We start from the raw sequence: 19522 nt of genomic DNA, 5'->3' as shown, positions 1-19522 counted from the left end.
CGCCTGCTACGGCCTTTTCCATGTCCCAACCGCTGATTACCCTCGACTTCCTCGATAAAACCACCTTGCCCACGCCCACCGTTGAGGCGGTGACTCACGAGCATGAACCCTCGGGCGAAGTGCGCGTGAACCCGGCCACCCGCACGGGCCGCAGCCGCAAGCTCTACATTGAGAGCTACGGCTGCCAGATGAACTTCTCCGATTCCGAAATCGTGTCTAGCATTCTGTTTGAGCAGGGTTTCGACACCACCGAGGAGTTGGAGGGTGCCGACCTGGTGCTGCTGAACACTTGCTCCATCCGGGAAAAGGCCGAGCAGACCGTGCGCATGCGCCTGGCCCAGATCAACGGGCACAAAAAGCGCAACCCCGGCCTGCTGGTAGGGGTGCTGGGCTGCATGGCCGAGCGCCTGAAAAGCAAGTTCCTGGAAGAGGAAAAGCTGGTGGACCTGGTAGTAGGCCCCGATGCCTACCGCGACCTGCCCCAACTCATTCAGCAGGTAGATGGCGGCCAGAAAGCGGTAAACGTGCTGCTCAGCCGCGAGGAAACCTACGCCGACATCACGCCGGTGCGCCTGAACTCCAATGGTATCACGGCCTTCATCAGCATTATGCGTGGCTGCGACAACATGTGCTCCTTCTGCGTGGTGCCCTTTACCCGGGGCCGCGAGCGGAGCCGCGACGCCCACAGCATCGTGCAGGAAGCCCTCGACCTGGTGGCCCAGGGCTACAAGGAAGTTACCCTACTCGGACAGAACGTGGACTCATACAAGTGGGCTTCCGAAGATGGCCTGGAGCAGGTCAACTTCGCGCAGCTGCTGGAGCGCGTAGCGCTGGTAAGCCCCGAGCTGCGGGTGCGCTTCTCCACCTCCCACCCCAAGGACATCACCGACGAGGTGCTGCACACTATGGCGCGCCACGAGAACATCTGCAAGTACATTCACCTGCCCGCCCAAAGCGGTAACTCGCGCGTGCTCAAGCTCATGAACCGCACCTACGACCGCCCTTGGTACGAGGAGCGTGTGCAAGCCATTCGCCGTATTCTGGGTGAAGACTGCGCCATCAGCACCGATATGATTGCCGGCTTCTGCTCCGAAACCGAGGAAGAACACCAGGACAGCCTGAGCCTGCTCGACTTCGCGCAGTACGACATGGGCTACAACTTCTTCTACTCCGAGCGCCCCGGCACGCTGGCTGCCCGCAAGCTGGAAGATGATATTCCGCTGGAAGTAAAGAAGCGTCGTTTGCAGGAAATTATTGACCGGCAGCAACTGCACGCCCGGGCTCGCTACGCCCGCATGGTGGGCCGCGTGCACCAGGTGCTGGTAGAAGGCCCTTCTAAGCGCAGCCAGGAGCACCTTAGTGGCCGCAACAGTCAAAACCAGGTGGTTATCTTCCCCAAAGGCACCGCCAAGAAAGGCGATTATGTGAACGTGCTGGCTACTAGCACCACGGGTGCGGCGCTGCTCGGAGAAATGGTGTAGGCTCTTGGCATCTTGGTCTTACTTCCCCCCTATGTTGGCAGTACATGGTTGCGCAGGTAGCCGCTGACTCTTGTGGTCAGAGTAGGCGGATATCTCCGGATAGAGAAGCTTGTCCGTCTTCTGCAAAATAAACCACTGCCCTTTTTCGTCTATCCCACGAAAACCCACTCCTGACCTTGACTCCTTCCGAAATACAATCTATTAAACAGCGGTTCGGCATTATCGGTAATGCTCCCTCGCTGAACTATGCCATCCAGGTGGCCGCGCAGGTAGCGCCGACGGATATGACGGTGCTTATCACCGGGGAAAGCGGCTCGGGTAAGGAGTCATTTTCGAAGATTATCCATGCTCTTTCGCCCCGCAAGCACGGGCAGTTCATTGCCATCAACTGCGGGGCTATTCCAGAGGGCACCATTGACTCCGAACTGTTTGGCCACGAGAAGGGCTCCTTTACCGGGGCCCAGGAAGCCCGCAAGGGTTATTTCGAGGTAACCAACGGCGGCACCATCTTCCTCGATGAGATTGGGGAAATGCCGCTGGGCACCCAGGCCCGCCTGCTGCGGGTGTTGGAGAACGGCGAATTTATCCGGGTCGGCTCCTCGAAAGTACAGAAGACCGATGTGCGGGTAGTGGCGGCTACCAACGTGAATCTGCTGGATGCCGTGCGCGAAGGCCGCTTCCGCGAAGACCTATACTACCGCCTCAACACCGTTCCGATTTCAGTTCCACCATTGCGTGAACGAGGCGACGATATCTACCTACTGTTTAGGAAGTTCGCTACGGATTTTGCCGACCGCTACCGGGTAAAGCCTATCAGCCTGACCTCCGATGCGGTGCAGGAGCTGCAGCGCTTCCGGTTTCCGGGCAACATCCGCCAGCTCAAGAACGTGGCCGAGCAGATGTCGGTGCTGGAAACAGAGCGGGAGGTCGATTCGCGCCGCCTCCGCAGCTACCTGCCCGCCGACCAAAGCAGCCGTCTGCCCATGCTGGTAAGCGCCGCCGGCTCTGCCACTGATGGGGCCGGTAACGCCTACTCGGAGCGCGACCTGTTGTATAAGGTTCTCTTCGATATGCGCCGCGACATGACCGACCTGAAAAAGCTGGTTCTCGACCTCGCGGCCGGGCAGCGCCCCCAGGAAACCCAGGAGCTGCTGCGCCAGAACAGTCACCTGTTCAACAACCTGAGCGTGGCTCCCTACGACGGTTCGGCGGCCCGTCCCCTTCGCCCCGCCAGCCCCGAAACTGGTCCTGCTGAGTATATCCTGAGTCCGCGCGACCTTTCTATGGACGATACGACGGACTACGAGGAGGAAGTGCAGCGGGTGGAAGACATTCCGCACGAAACGGAGGAGGAAACCCTTTCTTTGGAGGCCAAGGAAAAGGAAATGATTATCAAGGCCCTCAAAAAGCACAACAACAAACGTAAATACGCCGCCCACGACCTCGGCATTTCCGAGCGTACGCTTTACCGCAAACTCAAGCAATATGATCTGGAACAAGCGTAATTGGGCTTTTGGGCTGGTTTTGCTGCTGTTGCTACCTCTGTTTAGTGGCTGCGGGGTGTACTCCTTCACCGGCACCAGCATCGACCCTTCCGTAAAGACGATTTCCATTGCCACGTTTGCCAACAACGCCAACAATGGCCCCTCCTTCCTGGCCCCCCGGTTTACCGAGGACTTCAAGGACTATTTCCAACGCAACACAACCCTGAAGCTGGTCCCGCGCGACGGTGACCTGCAGTTTGAAGGACAGATCATTGCCTACGATTTCGCCCCGGCAGCCATTCAGCAGCAAAACGGGCAGGATTTGGCCGGCGCCAACCAGCTGACTATTCAGGTTCGGGTAAAGTTTACCAATACCAAGGACCCCAAGCAGGACTTCGAGCAGACCCTGCAAACGACCCGGCCCTTCCCTGCTTCCCGCGACATTACCAGCATCAACAACGACCCGACCGCCCTGCGCGAGCTGTTTCGTAATATTATCAGCGACGCCTTTAACAAATCGGTAGCCAACTGGTAAGCAAGAAGCCTGCTCCTGGATACGAGCAGGCTTCTTGCCGGCATCTTCCTACCCCGCCCCGTTGCCGTGCTGCGCGGGTGTAGTACCTTCGCCCCCATCCCTTCTTTGCCATTCACCCTCCTCTTATGACCCGCGCGTCGCTTTTGCATATCCTGGACCACGTCAACGGAATTTCGAATGCCGAGGTCCGGGAGTTGGAACAGCTGGCGGCCGCCTTTCCTTACTGCCAGACGGCCCATGTGCTCTTGGCCAAAGCCGCCCACGACCGGGGCAGCATGCTGGCCAGTCAGCGCCTGCGCCGGGCCGCTACCTACGCCGCCGACCGCAACCTGCTGCGCCAGCTGCTGGAACAACCCGCCGCCCTGGAACCAGCAACGGCCCCAGAGGCAGTTACGCCCACCCAGGTAGCTCAGCCTGAGGCTGATGTTTTCACGGCGTTTCTGCCTGATAGCACTGTAAAGGCGTCACCGTCGGGAGAAGAGCCTGGCAATGAGTCAATCCGTTCCGAACTTGTTCCGGACGCTACTCAGGTTGAGCAGCCTGTTGCCGTATTGGAAGCAGCTGCCATAGCGGAACCTGAGGCGGAGGTTTCTGGCCTGTTCGTTGAGAGCCAGGAGGAGCCAGTAACGGCGCAGGAGCAGGCGTCAGAGCCATTGCCAGAAGCGGAAGTAGCTTCTACTGAAGACGTGCTTCCGCTGGACTCCTTGGTTGAAGTGCCTGCACCGGCCGCTGAAGCAGTACCGGAAACCAATGCCGGGGAGCCTGAGACGGAAGATGCCGAAGTAACGCAGGCTATTTTCCAGGAAGTTGATCTAGCTCAGCCCGAGCAGGCCCCTACCCCCGCGGAAGTCCCGAACGTGCCCGAACCCGTTGCCAGCGAGGAACCTACGCCGGACACGGATCTGCTGCCAGCCATGGCCCCGCCCATCCGGCCGCCAGCGGAGGCAGGCATCTCCCGCTTCGAGTTTGGGCTGAGTGAGCCTGACCTGCCAACGCCCTCGGGCTACCTGCTTTCCGGGCTCGATGACGCCGATGAAGAAGACGAGGAGCTGCCAACTCTGCGCAACACGGGTACCCCGCTTCCGGTTGTTTCCGTGCCCTTCCGCGCCGATAAGGAGGTAGGCTACGCGCTGGGTGCCGGCAGCCGCCTGGGCTACGACCTGCAGCCCCACGACGGCTACACGCTTGATCTGCCGCTGGATGCCTTTTTTGAGCCGGACGCCCTGCTGCTGGCTCATCTGAAGAACAATAAGCCCAAGCCTCAGGCCTCTTCCCTGGATCTGATCAACCAGTTCCTCAAAACCCAGCCGCGCATTAAAACGCCGGTTGGAGTGCCGCTGCCGGCCGAAGAGCAGGCCGACTTATCGGTACGCAGCACCAGCACCCCGCCCGCGCTGGCCTCCGAAAGCCTCGCCAAAATCATGGTGCGGCAGGGTAAGCGGGATAAGGCTATTGAAATATATGAGCGCCTGATGGAACGACAGCCGGAAAAAAAGGCGTACTTTGCCGAGCAAATTCAACAACTGCAACAATCCCCGGAGTAGATGTACTACGCTCTTATTGCCCTGATTCTTCTTGTTTGCCTGCTGCTGGCCCTGGTAGTGCTGGCCCAAAACCCCAAGGGCGGCGGAATTTCCAGCCAGTTTGGCGCGGGTGGCGCGGCCCAGCTCATGGGCGTAAAGCGCACCGGCGACCTGCTCGAAAAACTCACTTGGGGCTTTGCCATCGGCCTGATGCTGCTCAGCCTGGGTACCCACGTAGTAGGAGGCGCCTCCGAAGCAGGGCCGGTTCGCAGCATCAACCAGCAGAAAGCCTTGGAAACGCGTATTCCGGCTGTACCCGGTGCGGCAGCCCCCGGCGCTCCGGCTGGGGCGCCCGCTACGGCTCCGGCCGCTCAGCCTACCCCGGCTCCTGCCCAATAACGTATTGCCTACTTGGCCTCGAAGCCGGTAGCTCCTCGCGGGGCTACCGGCTTTTTGTTTCCCAACGAACCGGCTACCCTCTTTCGGAGAAGAAGCCCTTATTTTCTGCCGCCCGGCTGCCAACTATTCGACGAAATGGGCGTACAGCCGCGCAACCTTTGGCCTCAACGGAAACTTTTTCTGTCAGGACTGACAGCCAGCAATGCAATCCTGGCGCAGAATCGGGGCAAAAGCGTCCATTCTGTCAGGTTTAGCGGGGCTGGCACAGGAAGTGTAGCTCGCCCTTCACCGTCTTACTTCAAGTAAACCTTTCAACCAAAACGTACAATATGTCGCTTAGCATCAAACCGCTGGCTGACCGCGTAATCATTGCGCCGGCCGCTGCCGAGGAGAAAACCAAATCGGGCATCATCATCCCCGACACGGCCAAGGAGAAACCCCAGCGTGGCGAAGTAGTTGCCGTAGGCGAAGGCAAAGTGGCCGACAACGGCACTACCATCAAGCCGCAGGTAAAAGCTGGTGACCAGGTGCTGTATGGCAAGTATGCCGGCACTGAAATCACTGTCGATGGTCAGGACTACCTCATTATGAAGGAGTCGGACATCTTCGCCGTACTGTAAGTTTTTCTCTCCCTCTCTGATTTCCCAACATCCGAACCCAAGATGGCTAAGAACATCCAATTCGATACCGATGGCCGCGACAAGCTGAAGCGCGGCGTTGACAAACTAGCAAACGCAGTGAAGGTAACCCTGGGCCCCAAAGGCCGCAACGTGGTTATCGACAAGAAATTCGGCGCGCCGAGCATCACCAAAGACGGGGTGACGGTAGCCAAGGAAATTGAGCTGGCTGACCCGATTGAAAACATGGGCGCTCAGCTGGTGAAGGAAGTAGCTTCCAAAACCGCCGACCAGGCCGGTGACGGCACTACTACCGCTACCGTACTGGCCCAGGCTATCTACGCCGCTGGCTCGAAGAACGTAGCTGCCGGTGCTAACCCCATGGACCTGAAGCGTGGCATCGACAAGGCAGTTATTGCCGTGGTTGCCAACCTGAAGGCTCAGTCCAAGAAGATTGAAAACTCGTCGGAAATTGCCCAGGTAGGCGCTATTTCGGCCAACAACGACATGGAAATCGGCAAAATGATTGCCTACGCCATGGATAAAGTGGGTAAAGAAGGCGTAATCACCGTGGAAGAAGCTCGCGGCACCGAAACCGAAGTAAAAACGGTGGAAGGCATGCAGTTCGACCGTGGCTACCTCTCTCCTTACTTCGTGACCAACCCGGAGAAAATGGAGGCTGAGTTCGACAACCCCTTCATCCTCATCTACGACAAGAAGGTGAGCACCATGAAGGAGCTGCTACCCGTACTGGAGCAGGTTGTTCAGACCGGCAAGCCCCTGGTTATCATCTCGGAAGATGTGGACGGCGAAGCTCTGGCTACTCTGGTGGTAAACAAGCTGCGTGGCTCGCTGAAAATTGCTGCTGTAAAAGCTCCTGGCTTCGGTGACCGTCGTAAGGCGATGCTGGAAGACATTGCTGTGCTGACCGGCGGTACCGTAATTTCGGAAGAGCGCGGCTACAAGCTGGACAGCGCTACCCTGGAGTACCTGGGTCAGGCTGAGAAAGTTATCATCGACAAAGACAACACGACCATCGTAAACGGCCGTGGCGACAAAGATGGTATCACCAGCCGCGTAAACGAAATCAAAGCCCAAATCGGCACTACTACTTCTGACTACGACAAAGAGAAGCTGCAGGAGCGTCTGGCAAAGCTGTCGGGCGGCGTAGCTATCCTCTACATCGGTGCTAGCACTGAGGTAGAGATGAAAGAGAAGAAAGACCGCGTTGACGATGCTCTGCACGCTACCCGCGCTGCCGTAGAAGAAGGCGTAGTTCCTGGTGGTGGCGTGGCTCTGGTGCGCGCTCTGGACGCGCTGGAAGGTGTTGACACCCTGAACGGCGACGAGCGTACCGGTGTAAACATCATCCGCACGGCTATCGAGGCTCCCCTGCGTACCATCGTGGCTAACGCCGGTGGCGAAGGCTCGGTAGTAGTACAGAAAGTACGTGAAGGCTCTGCTGACTACGGCTACAACGCCCGCGAGGACCGCTACGAAAACCTGATGGCCGCTGGTATCCTCGACCCGACCAAAGTTACCCGCCTGGCTCTGGAAAATGCCGCTTCGATTGCCGGCCTGCTCCTGACCACCGAGTGCGTAATTTCGGACGAGCCGGAAGATGAGAAGTCCGGCGCTGGCGCCGTATCGCCCGGCATGGGCGGCATGGGCGGCATGATGTAATCACGAATTTTTCGGATTACACGGATTCCGTTATATCCCACAAAAAGCCCCGTTGGCGTTGCCAGCGGGGCTTTTTACTTGTTACTCGTGTGAAGGTAGCGGCGTATGCGGTCCGGCGCCGGAGGCGCCTGAAGAGTTGATGGTGGCCTTATTCGGGTCGCTGGAACAGTATTCCATGCGCTTACCGCCTACCCCTCCTAAGACCACAAACCTCTTCAACCCGAAGCCAGCACGAAACCAGCTAACCTTCAGATGCCAAAGGCATCAGACTGGAAAGGACTAGCTTTTCTATGTGATAGATACTTATACGAAAAAGCCCCATTGGCAATGCCAATGGGGCTTTTTGTGGATTAAGACGAAATCCGTGTAATCCGAAAAATCCGTGATTTAGCCGCGGCCGTGCATCATGTGGAACAGCTTCTTGGCAATGGCAATCAGAATCAGACCAGCCAGGATGACGAAGCCGGCAATCAGGCCGAACACCTTCAGAGCGCCCAATTCCTCTACATAGGAGGCAATGTAGCCACCAGCAATCTGGGCTACGAAGGGTGCCAGGAACCACACACCCATCAGCATAGAAGTGAGGGTAGGCGGCGAAAGGCGCGACACCATTGACAGCCCAACCGGCGAGAGACAGAGTTCACCAATGGTATGGAAGAAGTAGGTAGCCAGCAGCCACAGAATGCTGGCCTTGATGGTCTGGTCGGCTACGTCGCCGCCGCGTTCCAGCACAGCGCCTACCATGAACAGGAAGCCGACGCCCAGCAGCACCATACCCAGACCCATCTTCACAGGGATGCTCAGGTCCTTGCCCTTGCGGCTCAGGCTTACCCACAAAGCGGCTACGGGCGCGCCCAGCAGCACAATGAAGCCGGCGTTTACGGACTGGAACCAGGAGGTCGGAATCAGGAAGCCTGCTACCTCACGGTTGATGTACTTATCGGTGTACAGCGTCAGCGAGGAACCGGCCTGCTCGAAGCCAGCCCAGAAGAATACCACGAAGAGCGTGATGATGAAGATAACGGCCATACGGTCGGTTTCCTCCTTAGTAAGAGGAGCCTTGGTAACGGTTTTGTCTTCGTTCTGGCCTTCGGGGTACATTCCCACGTCGCCGAGGTACTTCTTACCCAGCAAGTTAAAGGCCAACTGGCCCAACAGCATTCCAATACCGGCGGCCAGGAAGCCGTAGCGGAAGCCGTAGCTAGCTACTTGCTCCACGCCATCAACCACCGTTTTCGTAGCAAACATATCTTCGGCCAGGTAGCCGCACACGAGCGGAGCAATAAAAGCGCCCGTGTTAATACCCATGTAGAAGATAGTAAAAGCCGCATCACGGCGTGGGTCGCCCTGCGCGTACAGTTTCCCTACAATGGTGGAGATATTCGGCTTAAAGAAACCGTTGCCCAGAATCAGGAGCAGCAGGCCAATAACCGTCGGCCAGGGCAGGCCAAAGAAGAAGGCATCCGTGGACAGAGCCGGCTGCATGAACAGGAAAAACTGCCCAACGGCCATGGTCAGGCCACCAATCAGAATAGCCCGGCGCTGCCCGATATACTTATCAGCCAGCCACCCGCCCAGGATGGGGGTCAGGTACACGAAGCCGGTGAAGTAGCCGTAAATAAGCGAAGCACTGGCCGCGTCAATACCCAGTCCGCCCTGTATTGCCGTTTTCGACAAATAGAGCATAAGCAGGCCGCGCATACCGTAGTAGCTGAACCGCTCCCACATTTCAGTGAAGAAAAGGAGGTAGAGCCCCGGCGGGTGGCCCTGTTTTGCAATCGGCTGCTCCTGAACAGCGGAGGTTGTTTGCATGAACGTGAAGGAAGAGGTGTGATAAGTAGGAAGCCTAAGCGAAACCGTGAGGCTAGTTGGTAAAGCTACAAAAGTTTCTTAACCCTGGTGTGCTAACACTCGTTAGGCAAGCGTCAGCAGATCGTTCAGCTCCGCCAATAGCGAATTTTCGCTATTTTTTGATCGAAAACCGTGCCCACCTCCGGTTTTTGTCTATTTTTGTCTTTCAATTCCCCCAGTTTCCCACCCACCCCAACCCCCGTTTTCGGCCCTATGATGGACTCCGCCGCCAACGCCCGCCTCGCCCCCCTGGGCATTTCCCGCGCCGCCCGGGTACACCTCAACCTCACCCCCGCCGAGCTGGTAGAGGAAGCCCTGCGCCGGGGCGAAGGCACCCTCACCGACACTGGCGCCCTGATGGCGGACACCGGTGCCTTCACCGGCCGCTCGCCCAAAGACCGGTTCGTAGTAAAAGATGCCAATACCCAGGACAGTGTCTGGTGGGGTGACATCAACATTCCTTTCGACGCCGACAAGTTTGACCAGCTCCACCAGAAGATGGTGCAGTACCTGGAGGACAAGGAGATTTACGTGCGCGACGCCTACGCCGGCGCTAACCCTACCTATGAGCTGAAGCTGCGGGTAGTAAACGAGCTAGCCTGGCACAACCTGTTCTGCTACAATATGTTCCTGCGCCCCACCGAGGGTGCGGACACGAGCTGGACACCCGATTTCAGCATCATTTGCGCCCCCGGCTTCGAGGCTGATCCGGCCGTGGATGGTACGCGCCAGAAAAATTTCGCTATTCTGAATTTCACCAAGAAGATGATTCTGATTGGGGGTACGGGCTACGCCGGCGAAATGAAGAAGGGCATTTTCGGGGTGCTCAACTACCTCCTGCCCCACGAGCGGGAAACCCTGAGCATGCACTGCTCGGCCAACGTAGGTAAGGACGGCGACACGGCTATCTTCTTCGGCCTCTCGGGCACGGGCAAGACTACACTCTCCGCTGACCCTAACCGCGGCCTCATCGGCGACGACGAGCACGGCTGGACTCCGGACGCGGGCATCTTCAACTTTGAGGGCGGCTGCTACGCCAAGGTTATTGACCTCTCGGCCGAGAAGGAACCCGAAATCTGGAATGCCATTAAGTTCGGCTCTATCGTGGAGAATACCCGCTTCGTGCCGGGTACGCACACCGTAGATTACGCCAATAAGTCGGTGACGGAAAACACCCGCACGGCTTACCCCATCAACTACATTCCGAATGCCATTGAGCCTTCGGTAGCCGATGCGCCCAAGAACATCTTCTTTCTGACGGCTGATGCCTTCGGGGTGCTGCCTCCCATCAGCAAGCTCGACAAGAGCCATGCCATGTACCACTTCATGTCGGGCTACACGGCCAAGGTAGCGGGCACGGAAATGGGCGTTACTGAGCCTCAGACTACTTTCTCGGCCTGCTTTGGTGCGGTGTTCCTACCCCTGCACCCCACCAAATACGCCGAGATGCTGGGCAAGAAAATGGACGAAAACGAAGTGAACGTGTGGCTGGTGAATACCGGCTGGACGGGCGGTTCTTACGGCGTTGGCTCGCGCATGAAGCTCAGCTACACCCGCGCCATGATTACGGCTGCCCTCAACGGCGAGCTGGACGACGTAACCTTCCACAAGCATCCCATCTTCGGGGTGGAAATTCCGGCGGCAGTACCCGGCGTACCTGCTGAAATTCTGGATGCCCGCGACACCTGGGCTGACAAGGAAGAGTACGACCGCACGGCTACCGACCTGGCCCACAAGTTCGTAGCCAACTTCAAGAAGTACGCCGACTACGCCAACGAAGAAATTCTGGCCGGCGCTCCGAAAGCCGAGGTAGTAGCCAGCGTGTAGCTGGTTGTTTAGGTTATTAAAAGGCCCGGTTAGCTCAAGCTAGCCGGGCCTTTCTTTGTAATCTACCACCTCTATCTGGTGGCCCAGCCGCTGAAACCATTTGCGCAGCTGGTCATACACGCGGTAATCAGCCCCTACATCCTGGCCGCTTTCTGTCTGGATAGCGCTGCAGCCGAAGCAAACATTTAGCACTCCCACCAGCCGATGCTCCGCGTCGTAAAAAGCCAGCGCGTCGCGGAATACCGGAGCACACATCAAGTACAGGAGGTCTTGACAAGGTGTTTGCAAAATTCGGCCTAGCTCCTCTACTTCTGCAGAACCCCGGTTGAGCGTATCGGTGGGGGTAGCCGTGATATTATATGCCTGATTGCCAGCCGTGGTCAGGAGAGTTTCCAGATCGTTCTTACGTTCTATTCGCTTCAATCGGGCCCGAAGCTCTGGCAGTTCAGCAGGGGTAGCAGTCAGCAGCGCTCTGCGGCTAATGTCCTTTTCATGACGCATAGCCTCCAACAGGTGTTTCCATTTAGGGCCGCGCAACAAGGAGTAGGTGATGATATAGTCGAATGTAAGGCCGCGCCAGTATTCCGGGGTGTGCATAGGTGAGTAAGTCGGGAGCGGAGGATTTTCTGGCCGGAAGCAAGTTTACGCGGAATAGTACCAGATTCCTTTTCAAAGGCGCTACTTTTGCGGCCACACACCCTCCTTTTTCACTTGCTATATGCGTAAGCGTCTTCTTCCGCTGCTGCTGTGCCTGTTGTCGCCGCTGACCCTGTGGGCCTGGGGCGCCGATGGCCACCGGGCCGTGGGCAAAATTGCCGAAAACCACCTCAGCCGCAAGGCCCGGCGCGAGGTGCAGCGCCTGCTGGGCACGGAAACCCTAACCCTGGTTAGCACCTGGCCCGATGAAATCCGCTACTACCCCGAGTTTAAGGACACGGCCCCCTGGCACTACGTGAACACGCCCTCGGGCCTGCCCCGCGACCAGTACGTGCAAGCCGTAAAGTCGCAGACTACCGCTAACGCATACAGTGCTTTAGAAGCGCAGATGAAAATTCTGTCCGATGCCAGTAAAACTAAGGAGGAGCGCGCAGCGGCCCTCAAGTTTGTGGTGCATCTGGTGGGCGATATTCACCAGCCCATGCACACAGGCCACGCCGAGGACAAGGGAGGCAACGACATCAAGCTGAAATACCGCGGCCGCGACACCAACCTGCACAGCCTCTGGGACAGCGGCCTGCTCGATTACCAGGGCCTGACGTACACCGAAATGGCTCAGCAGTACGACCAGAAGCTACGGGGTCGTCAGATCCGGCAGCTGCAGGGCGCCGCGCCCGAGCAGTGGCTGTGGGAGTCGTATCAATCCTCGGAGAAGCTTTACCAGGAAACCCCCGCCGGCACCGACGTGGACTACAAGTACTACCCCGCCCACGCTGACCTGATGCGTCAGCGCATTGTGGAAGCTGGTGTGCGCCTAGCCGGGCTGCTTAATAAAACCTTGGGTTAACTCTACCTCACTTAACAACCGAAAAGCCCATTTACCAGTTGGTAAATGGGCTTTTCGGTTATTAAGTGAGCAGTCAGACGAGCAAAAGAACCGTTATGCCTGCTCAACCAAGATACACTGGAGCTTAGCTGTCGTGGAACGCCAGGGCGCTGATTTCCTCGTTCTTGCCGTTGCTGCTACCGTTGCTACTCTTGCTGCCGTTTCGGTTTTTGCCGCCGAGCCAGGCCGCCAGCGCTACCCCTGCTCCTACCAGCAAAGCCGTGCGCAAGGCCGGGCTGCCAGCCGTTACGGTTTCGGTGTAGAAGCTGGTTTCGCGGGTGTGGCCGGGGTAGTTGCCCCGCTCCTCCAAGGAGCCCATGGGGCGGTCGAGGGCATTTTGCTGCAGCGGACGCGGGGCGTAATCTGCTTTTTCCTGCTTGGAGAAGGACTTCTCCATAAACTTATCCAACAGAGCCGGCGTCCAGTGCTCCATACCAATCATGGCCTTACCGCCGCCGCCTACTACTACCGAGCGCTCCGGGGTGGTGGCGCAGTGCAGAATGGCACGGGCTACCGTTTCCGGGGCGTAAGCCGGCGGGGCGTGCTTGGCCTCGCGCTCCATAAAGTTCTTGGAGTGAATGGGATAAGGCGTATCAATAGCGGCCGGCTGAATCAGGGTTACCGAGATGGGGGCACCGTCCATTTCCAGCTCCATGCGCAGGCCATCGGTAAATCCCTTTACGGCGTGCTTGCTGGCGCTATAGATGGTTTGCAGAATGGCCGTGATGTCGGACAGGATGCTGCCTACGTTGATGATAGCCCCACCCTTCTGTTTCAGGTGCTTAGCTGCTTCCAGCGAGCCGTTCACCAGACCCCAGAAGTTTACCTCAAACAGCTGGCGCATATCCTCAACGGGCACCTCCTCTATTTTACCATAGATGGAAACGCCGGCGTTGTTGATCCAGGTATCAAAGCCACCGTAGGTGTGCGCGGCCTCGCGGGCCAGGCGCCGCACGTCTTCGGGCTTGCTGACATCGGCCACCACGTAGGTTGCCTGGCCCCCGGCCTGGTTGATTTCATTGGTGAGCTGGCGCAGGGCATTTTCGCTGCGGGCGGCCAGTACCAGTCGGGCGCCGGATTTGGCTGCCATGCGGGCCGTTACCAGCCCAATGCCCGAGGAGGCCCCGGTAATGACGATGGTCTGGTTCTTGAGCTTCTTGAGTTTAACTGCCATGGGTGGATTGAGGTTGGTGCGCGGGAAAGAGCACAGATACCGTAGAGGTTACTCGTTTGACGGCGCAGGGGTTGCGCCCACTTCCGACATTTCCTCGGGGCGCGAGAGCAGGCCCGCCATCAGTCCAAATGCCCCTGCCACCAGGAAAGTATTGCGGGCCCGCTTGTTTTCCGCGAAGCCAAACAGCCAGGGCGCACTGGCTGCAAAGGCCCCTACCGCAACATCAGCCATCAGGTGTGCTTTGTAGGGCATCGCCCGCACCAGCCCCCATTCGGCCCGGGTGAACAGACTGGTCAGCAGGATATTACCCGCCAGCACCCGGCAAAGAGTTGTGGCGGTTTTTTCGTCGGTGAACCCTACTGTTTCCGGGGCAGTAGCCACGGCAGGAATGTAGGAATAGTCGGTGAAGCCATGCTGCACGCGGGAAATGGGCTGTTTCATAAGGCTGAAAAGGAAAAAGGTAAGAGCAGGTACCGGACGGACTGGCTGGTTGCCAGCCCGTCCGGCAGATGACACAGTAGTAAGCTGGCCGTTTTCTACGTCGGATTGGCCCGGAACTTTCGGCAATGGGCCTCACATTCCGTATTTATCAGGAGGTAAACCCTTAGTTATGCGTATCATCTAGCCTTCGTCAGGACACGGAAACACTTGGTTAGCTGGCTTTAGCATCCGGACGGGGATACCAGGCTAGTTTGCTCTGCCCCATTCGCCGTAGTTTTGCCTTATGGCCCACACGTTCTACGCTCCCCAGCTTACCCTACCCACCTACACCCTGCCCGAGGACGAAAGCAAGCACGCCGTGCGCGTGCTTCGGCTCGGGCCCACCGATGCGGTGGTGCTAGTTGACGGCCGTGGCGGTGTGTACCAAGCCCAGGTGGAAGTAGCCGACCCCAAGCGCTGCCAGTTGCGCATCCTGCAGAAGCAGCAGGTAGCCCCACGCTCCTACCAGGTACACGTAGCGGTAGCTCCTACTAAAAACCTCGACCGCATGGAGTGGCTGGTGGAAAAAGCCGTGGAAATAGGCGTGGACACCCTGACGTTTCTGCGCTGCGCCCGCTCCGAGCGCCGCGAGCTAAAGCTGGACCGCCTGGAAAAAATTGCCGTCAGTGCCCTGAAGCAGTCGGGACAGGCGTGGCTGCCGCAGCTCGTGGAGCTCACCGATTTTGCCCGTTTCCTACCCACCGTCGCGCCCGAAACCACTTTTATTGCCCATCTGGAGGATGGCGAACGGACTCCGCTTTCGCGGGTGGCAGCTGCCGGGGCGGGCTGCTGCATCCTTATCGGGCCCGAAGGCGACTTTACCCCCCATGAGATTGAGGCCGCTTTTGCCCGCGGTATCCGGCCCGTAACCCTGGGAGCCTCCCGTCTCCGCACCGAAACGGCCGCCCTGGCCGCCGTACACACCGTGCACATAGCCCGGGAGTTAGCTTAAGCGGCTACCCCATCATGGAGCAAACTGTTTCCATACCAGCTACTTACTCTGAGCGCCGCCTCCCCCCTGGCCCGGCCGGAACCTCCCGCACATAGTCGCCCGTTGTACCCGGCAGTTCCTACCTTTTCGCCCCATCTTTACGGTATGATGAAGTCCCTCTTATCGGCCCTGCTGGTTTTGCTGCTGTTTGCGGCCGCCATGCCGGCGGCGCCCAGCTTCCGCATTGCCAAGCTACACTACGGCGGGGGCGGCGACTGGTACGCCAACAAAACCAGCCTGCCCAACCTGATCCGGTTCTGCAATCAGGCGCTCAAAACCAACATCGACCCCGAGGAAGCTACCGTGGAGCTCGACTCGCCGGAGCTGCTGACGTATCCCTTCATCCACATGACAGGCCATGGCAACGTGTCCTTTACCGATGCCGAGGCCCGCAACCTGCGGCGCTACCTCACCGGCGGCGGCTTTCTGCACATTGATGATAATTACGGGCTCGATAAGTTTATCCGGCCCGAGATGAAGAAGGTGTTTCCTGAGCTGGACTTCGTGGAGTTGCCCTTCTCCCACCCGGTGTATCATCAGAAGTTCCAGTTTCCGCGCGGCCTGCCCAAGGTGCACGAGCACGACGGCAAGCGGCCCCAGGGATTCGGGCTGCTTTACAAAGGCCGGTTGGTATGCTTCTATAGCTATGAGTGCGACCTGGGCAACGGCTGGGAGGATCTGGGTACCTATCCTGAGGACACCCCCGCAACCCACGAAGCCGCCCTGAAAATGGGCGCTAACCTCATCACGTACGCCTTAACCCAGGACTAAGCCCTACCTCTATAAAGTCCGCTCACCCCTTGGCGGCAACCTATGCGTTGCTGTAGGTTGCCGCCAAGGGGTGAGCGGACTTTATAGGGTGAGCGGATCGGCTAGAATTTGCGTTGTAGAATCTCGCCCAGCACAAATGCCATGCGCACATCCGCAGGATTGCGCAGGCGCTCGGCAAAGGATGACGCCGGGGCCTCTTCGGGCCGGGCCTGCTGCCGCTGCCAGTAATCGGGGGTGGACTGCTGCCCGGCGCGGGGGAGTGTGGCAGCCCGACGGGCGGGCCGGGCCGGAGCTTCCAGGGAGCGAGTGGGTGCGTTTTGCTCCAGGGAGCGGGGCGCCGGGGCGGTTTCGCGCGGTAGCGGCCGCCCGGCCGGGGTTGCCTCCGGTTGCGGGACAGAAGGGGCCGCGCCGCCCTGATTTTGGGTTTGCATCTGCCGAAGCAGCTCCTCGAATGAGGTACCAGGCAGTCCCGGCGCCACCGGGCGGGGTCGGCCGCGGCTGTCGGGCCGGGTGAATTTCCGCTCCCGTTGCTCCTGGGCCGTCGTAGCCCGGGCCTTCTGCACCATTCGCCAGATAAACATGACCAGCCCGAGCAGAATCCAGGCCAGGGTTTGCAGCTTTTCCATGGGTAGTATGCTAGTAGCTGGAGAAGGTACGGAAAGAAAGCAAACTGCCGGCTTGCTCCTTACTGCTTAAGTAAGAGCGCAAGCCCCGCGGGCTTTCATTAGCGCACTCCCTTTTCCGGGAACCGGCCCTGTTTGGTGCGGTAAAATGCCTTGATTTCCTCCAGGTCCTTTTCGTAGTCGCCGGTAGGCCAGAACGCAGGCCCTACCCCGGCTTCCTTATTCTTATAGTCGAGGTAACCCAGCAGAATGGGTACGCCGGCACCCAGGGCAGCGTGGTAGAAGCCTTTGCGCCACTTAGGCTGGTAGGACCGCGTTCCTTCCGGGGTGATGAGAATGACCAGCTCCTCGCGCTCCTTGAAGAGCTGTACCATACCATCCACGAGGCTGTTGTTTTTGCTGCGGTCCACAGCCAGGCCGCCCAGGCTGCGCACCAGTCCGCCCAGCACCGGAATAGTAGTCCATTCTTTCTTGATGGTGAGCTTCACGTCCACGTCCATCAGAAAGAAGGCGGCGCGGGCAAACATAAAATCCCAGTTACTAGTATGCGGGGCCGCAATCATCATGCTTTTCTTGATGTTAGGCGGCACCTGTGGCCCCAGGTGCCAGCCGGTAATCCGGAACCAGAACTTCGAAAACAGATACCAGAACGTAGAGGTCTTACGAGCCATGCGAAAAAGTAGAAGATGGCAGCAACCAAGTGCTGCCGAAAGTCAAAGCTAGAGAATTGAAGCGGAAGCGCCACCGGGGTGCGGCTCCCGGAGCAGCGCCCTCAGCTCGGGGGCCCGGCTCAGGGTGTAGCGGTACCCAATGTCGAACAGCTCGGGGGCGCGCTTGTAGTGCATCATCCGGTAGTCGCCTAGCTCGGGCGGCTCCAGCAGCAGGTCGCAATGCTGCTTACTAACCACCGTGTTGGCTCCTACTACCAAATTCAGCGTGCGCTCTATTAAGCCGCGCAACGAAGCAATACGCGCCTCGCGGTGCGGCGGGTTGCAGTGCACGCCTACCACCCGCAGCCCCGGCTTGTCGAGCAGGGCGGCCGTGGGCAGGTTCATCAGCAGGCCGCCATCTACCAGGTGCCGGCCCTGGTACACCACGGGGCGGTAGAGTACGGGCACGGCCGAGGAGGCCAGCAAGGGTGGAATCAGAGGCCCGTCGGAGAAATGAACTGAAGTTCCTTCGATAATATCTGTGGCAACCAGCGTCAGAGGAAGGCGCAGCTGCTCGAAAGTGGACTCGGCCCCCAGGTGCTGCTCAAAGAGCTGGCCTACCCCATCAATACGGAGCAAACCGTAGCGGCTCAGGGAAATGCGCGTCAGCTGCGTCAGGCTCACTTCCTGAAACAGGCGCAGAATCTCCCGGGGCGGCACGCCGGCCGCGTAAAACGTGGCCGCAATGGCCCCGGACGACACGCCGGCCAGATGGCTAATGGGTAGTTCCAGCTCATCGAGAGCCGCCAGCACCCCCAAATGGGCAATACCACGGGCGCCCCCGCCCGACAAGGCCAGTCCTAGCATGGGTGAAACAGTGAGTGGTGAAATGGTGAGCAGCAGCCCCAGGAGTTCTGCCGCGCGCCGGACCCCTTGGGGCTGCTACGGGCAAAGCCGCCGGAGCCGCCCTACCCCCAGAGGAGGCTTACAGCTCGTTGAGGCGGAAGCGTTCGGCAACCCGGATGCCTTTCTCGGTGTGCTCTACGGTGATGCACTCGGTCTGGGCATCGTGCTCAAGCAGCAGCACCCAGTTTTCATCGGCGGCCTGGCGTAGCACCCGCTCCTTCTCCCCGAGCGTTACCAGGGGGCGTACATCATAGCTCATCACGTAGGGCAGTGGCACGTGGCCGGCGCTGGGCAGCAAATCGGCCATGAAGGCCAGCGTACGGCCCTTGTAGTCGAGTACGGGCACCATCATCTTCTCCGTGTGCCCGTCGGCGAAGATGATTTCCCGGAAGCAGGCAAGCTCGGTTGGCAGGGTTGCGGCCGTGGCATCCACGAAGCGCAGGTGGCCGCTTTCCTGTATGGGCAGAATATTTTCCTTTAGAAAGCTGGCCTTCTCGCGCGCGTTGGGCGTTACGGCCCAGTCCCAGTGGCTTGAGTTGCTCCAGTAGGTAGCGTTGGGAAAAGCCAGCTCCAGCTTGCCCGCCGGGGTGCGCACCACCGAGCCGCCGCAGTGGTCGAAGTGCAGATGGGTCAGGAATACATCAGTAATATCCGCTGCGGTAAAGCCCAGCTGCCGCAGCGACTTTTCCAGCGTATCGGTGCCGTGCAGGTAAAAATGGCCCCGGAACTTCTCGTCCTGCTTGTCGCCGATGCCATTGTCAACCAGCACCAGGCGCCCGCCGTCCTCAATCAGCAGGCAGCGCATGGCCCAGGTGCACATGTTGTTTTCGTCGGCGGGGTTAAGCTTCTGCCACATGCTTTTGGGCACTACACCAAACATGGCGCCGCCATCAAGCTTAAACAGGCCGGTATCAAGGGTATGCAGGGTCATGAGCGAAAGGGTTGGTGGGTGGAACGGGGGTAGGAAATCAGCACGAAGAAATA

Annotated in this window: 19 protein-coding genes; 11 read left to right on the top strand and 8 right to left on the bottom strand. The window is 58.8% G+C overall.

Annotation, left to right across the window (positions count from 1 at the left end; genetic code table 11):
• Positions 1-20 precede the first annotated feature (20 nt).
• The 7 genes from miaB (at position 21) to groL (ending at position 7722) form a co-directional block, all read left to right on the top strand.
• Positions 21-1481 carry a tRNA (N6-isopentenyl adenosine(37)-C2)-methylthiotransferase MiaB gene (miaB, locus tag FGZ14_RS04360; RefSeq protein ID WP_139921590.1) on the top strand — a complete coding sequence of 487 codons (1461 nt, stop codon included), beginning with the start codon at positions 21-23 and terminating at the stop codon, positions 1479-1481.
• A gap of 176 nt (positions 1482-1657) precedes the next feature.
• Positions 1658-2986 carry a sigma-54-dependent Fis family transcriptional regulator gene (locus tag FGZ14_RS04355; protein WP_139921588.1) on the top strand — a complete coding sequence of 443 codons (1329 nt, stop codon included), beginning with the start codon at positions 1658-1660 and terminating at the stop codon, positions 2984-2986.
• Entirely contained in the window at positions 2967-3500 is a 534-nt protein-coding gene (locus FGZ14_RS04350) for an LptE family protein (RefSeq protein WP_139921585.1), read from the top strand. Before FGZ14_RS04355 ends, FGZ14_RS04350 begins: the two co-directional genes overlap by 20 nt.
• Before the next feature lie 125 nt (positions 3501-3625).
• A complete protein-coding gene (locus tag FGZ14_RS04345; protein WP_139921583.1) occupies positions 3626-5044 on the top strand; it encodes a hypothetical protein in 1419 nt (472 codons plus the stop codon).
• Entirely contained in the window at positions 5045-5422 is a 378-nt protein-coding gene (secG, locus tag FGZ14_RS04340; RefSeq protein ID WP_139921581.1) for a preprotein translocase subunit SecG, read from the top strand.
• Positions 5423-5751: 329 nt separating this feature from the next.
• On the top strand, positions 5752-6042 hold the full coding sequence (gene groES / locus FGZ14_RS04335) for a co-chaperone GroES (protein ID WP_045687497.1): 291 nt from the start codon (positions 5752-5754) through the stop codon (positions 6040-6042).
• 42 nt (positions 6043-6084) lie between these two features.
• Entirely contained in the window at positions 6085-7722 is a 1638-nt protein-coding gene (groL, locus tag FGZ14_RS04330) for a chaperonin GroEL (RefSeq protein WP_139921578.1), read from the top strand.
• A gap of 387 nt (positions 7723-8109) precedes the next feature.
• Here the strand turns inward: groL and FGZ14_RS04325 are convergent, their stop codons facing one another.
• Positions 8110-9534: a peptide MFS transporter gene (locus FGZ14_RS04325; RefSeq protein WP_139921576.1), complete on the bottom strand. Its 1425-nt coding sequence runs from the start codon at positions 9532-9534 to the stop codon at positions 8110-8112.
• Positions 9535-9786: 252 nt separating this feature from the next.
• Here FGZ14_RS04325 and pckA point away from each other — a divergent pair, with 252 nt between their 5' ends.
• Positions 9787-11400 (top strand): phosphoenolpyruvate carboxykinase (ATP), encoded by a 1614-nt coding sequence (gene pckA, locus FGZ14_RS04320; RefSeq protein ID WP_139921574.1) that lies wholly within the window; start codon positions 9787-9789, stop codon positions 11398-11400.
• A gap of 39 nt (positions 11401-11439) precedes the next feature.
• On the opposite strand, the gene FGZ14_RS04315 is transcribed toward pckA, so the two are convergent.
• A complete protein-coding gene (locus FGZ14_RS04315; protein WP_139921572.1) occupies positions 11440-11997 on the bottom strand; it encodes a hypothetical protein in 558 nt (185 codons plus the stop codon).
• Between the two features lie 121 nt (positions 11998-12118).
• On the opposite strand from FGZ14_RS04315, the gene FGZ14_RS04310 reads away from it, so the two are divergent.
• Positions 12119-12904: a S1/P1 nuclease gene (locus FGZ14_RS04310; protein ID WP_139921570.1), complete on the top strand. Its 786-nt coding sequence runs from the start codon at positions 12119-12121 to the stop codon at positions 12902-12904.
• Between the two features lie 124 nt (positions 12905-13028).
• On the opposite strand, the gene FGZ14_RS04305 is transcribed toward FGZ14_RS04310, so the two are convergent.
• Both FGZ14_RS04305 and FGZ14_RS04300 read right to left on the bottom strand, forming a co-directional pair.
• Positions 13029-14117, bottom strand: a complete 1089-nt coding sequence (locus FGZ14_RS04305; protein WP_139921568.1) for an SDR family oxidoreductase — start codon at positions 14115-14117, stop codon at positions 13029-13031.
• 48 nt (positions 14118-14165) lie between these two features.
• On the bottom strand, positions 14166-14558 hold the full coding sequence (locus FGZ14_RS04300; RefSeq protein WP_139921566.1) for a hypothetical protein: 393 nt from the start codon (positions 14556-14558) through the stop codon (positions 14166-14168).
• Between the two features lie 283 nt (positions 14559-14841).
• On the opposite strand from FGZ14_RS04300, the gene FGZ14_RS04295 reads away from it, so the two are divergent.
• Both FGZ14_RS04295 and FGZ14_RS04290 read left to right on the top strand, forming a co-directional pair.
• A complete protein-coding gene (locus tag FGZ14_RS04295; protein ID WP_139921564.1) occupies positions 14842-15549 on the top strand; it encodes a 16S rRNA (uracil(1498)-N(3))-methyltransferase in 708 nt (235 codons plus the stop codon).
• Between the two features lie 144 nt (positions 15550-15693).
• Positions 15694-16359 (top strand): DUF4159 domain-containing protein, encoded by a 666-nt coding sequence (locus tag FGZ14_RS04290; RefSeq protein WP_139921562.1) that lies wholly within the window; start codon positions 15694-15696, stop codon positions 16357-16359.
• A 101-nt stretch (positions 16360-16460) separates the two neighbouring features.
• Here the strand turns inward: FGZ14_RS04290 and FGZ14_RS04285 are convergent, their stop codons facing one another.
• The 4 genes from FGZ14_RS04285 to FGZ14_RS04270 all read right to left on the bottom strand — a co-directional run bounded on the left by FGZ14_RS04285 (position 16461) and on the right by FGZ14_RS04270 (position 19469).
• Positions 16461-16985 carry a hypothetical protein gene (locus tag FGZ14_RS04285; RefSeq protein ID WP_139921560.1) on the bottom strand — a complete coding sequence of 175 codons (525 nt, stop codon included), beginning with the start codon at positions 16983-16985 and terminating at the stop codon, positions 16461-16463.
• A gap of 98 nt (positions 16986-17083) precedes the next feature.
• Positions 17084-17653 carry a 1-acyl-sn-glycerol-3-phosphate acyltransferase gene (locus FGZ14_RS04280; RefSeq protein WP_139921558.1) on the bottom strand — a complete coding sequence of 190 codons (570 nt, stop codon included), beginning with the start codon at positions 17651-17653 and terminating at the stop codon, positions 17084-17086.
• Between the two features lie 48 nt (positions 17654-17701).
• Positions 17702-18499, bottom strand: coding sequence for a patatin-like phospholipase family protein (locus FGZ14_RS04275; protein WP_139921556.1), 798 nt, complete (start codon positions 18497-18499; stop codon positions 17702-17704).
• A 118-nt stretch (positions 18500-18617) separates the two neighbouring features.
• Positions 18618-19469 carry an MBL fold metallo-hydrolase gene (locus tag FGZ14_RS04270; protein ID WP_139921554.1) on the bottom strand — a complete coding sequence of 284 codons (852 nt, stop codon included), beginning with the start codon at positions 19467-19469 and terminating at the stop codon, positions 18618-18620.
• Between the last annotated feature and the right edge of the window lie 53 nt (positions 19470-19522).

It is taken from the genome of Hymenobacter sp. DG01 (assembly GCF_006352025.1).
Taxonomy (GTDB): Bacteria; Bacteroidota; Bacteroidia; order Cytophagales; family Hymenobacteraceae; genus Hymenobacter.
Note: the sequence above shows the minus strand (reverse complement) of the source record. Positions and strands in the feature narration are given on the sequence as shown.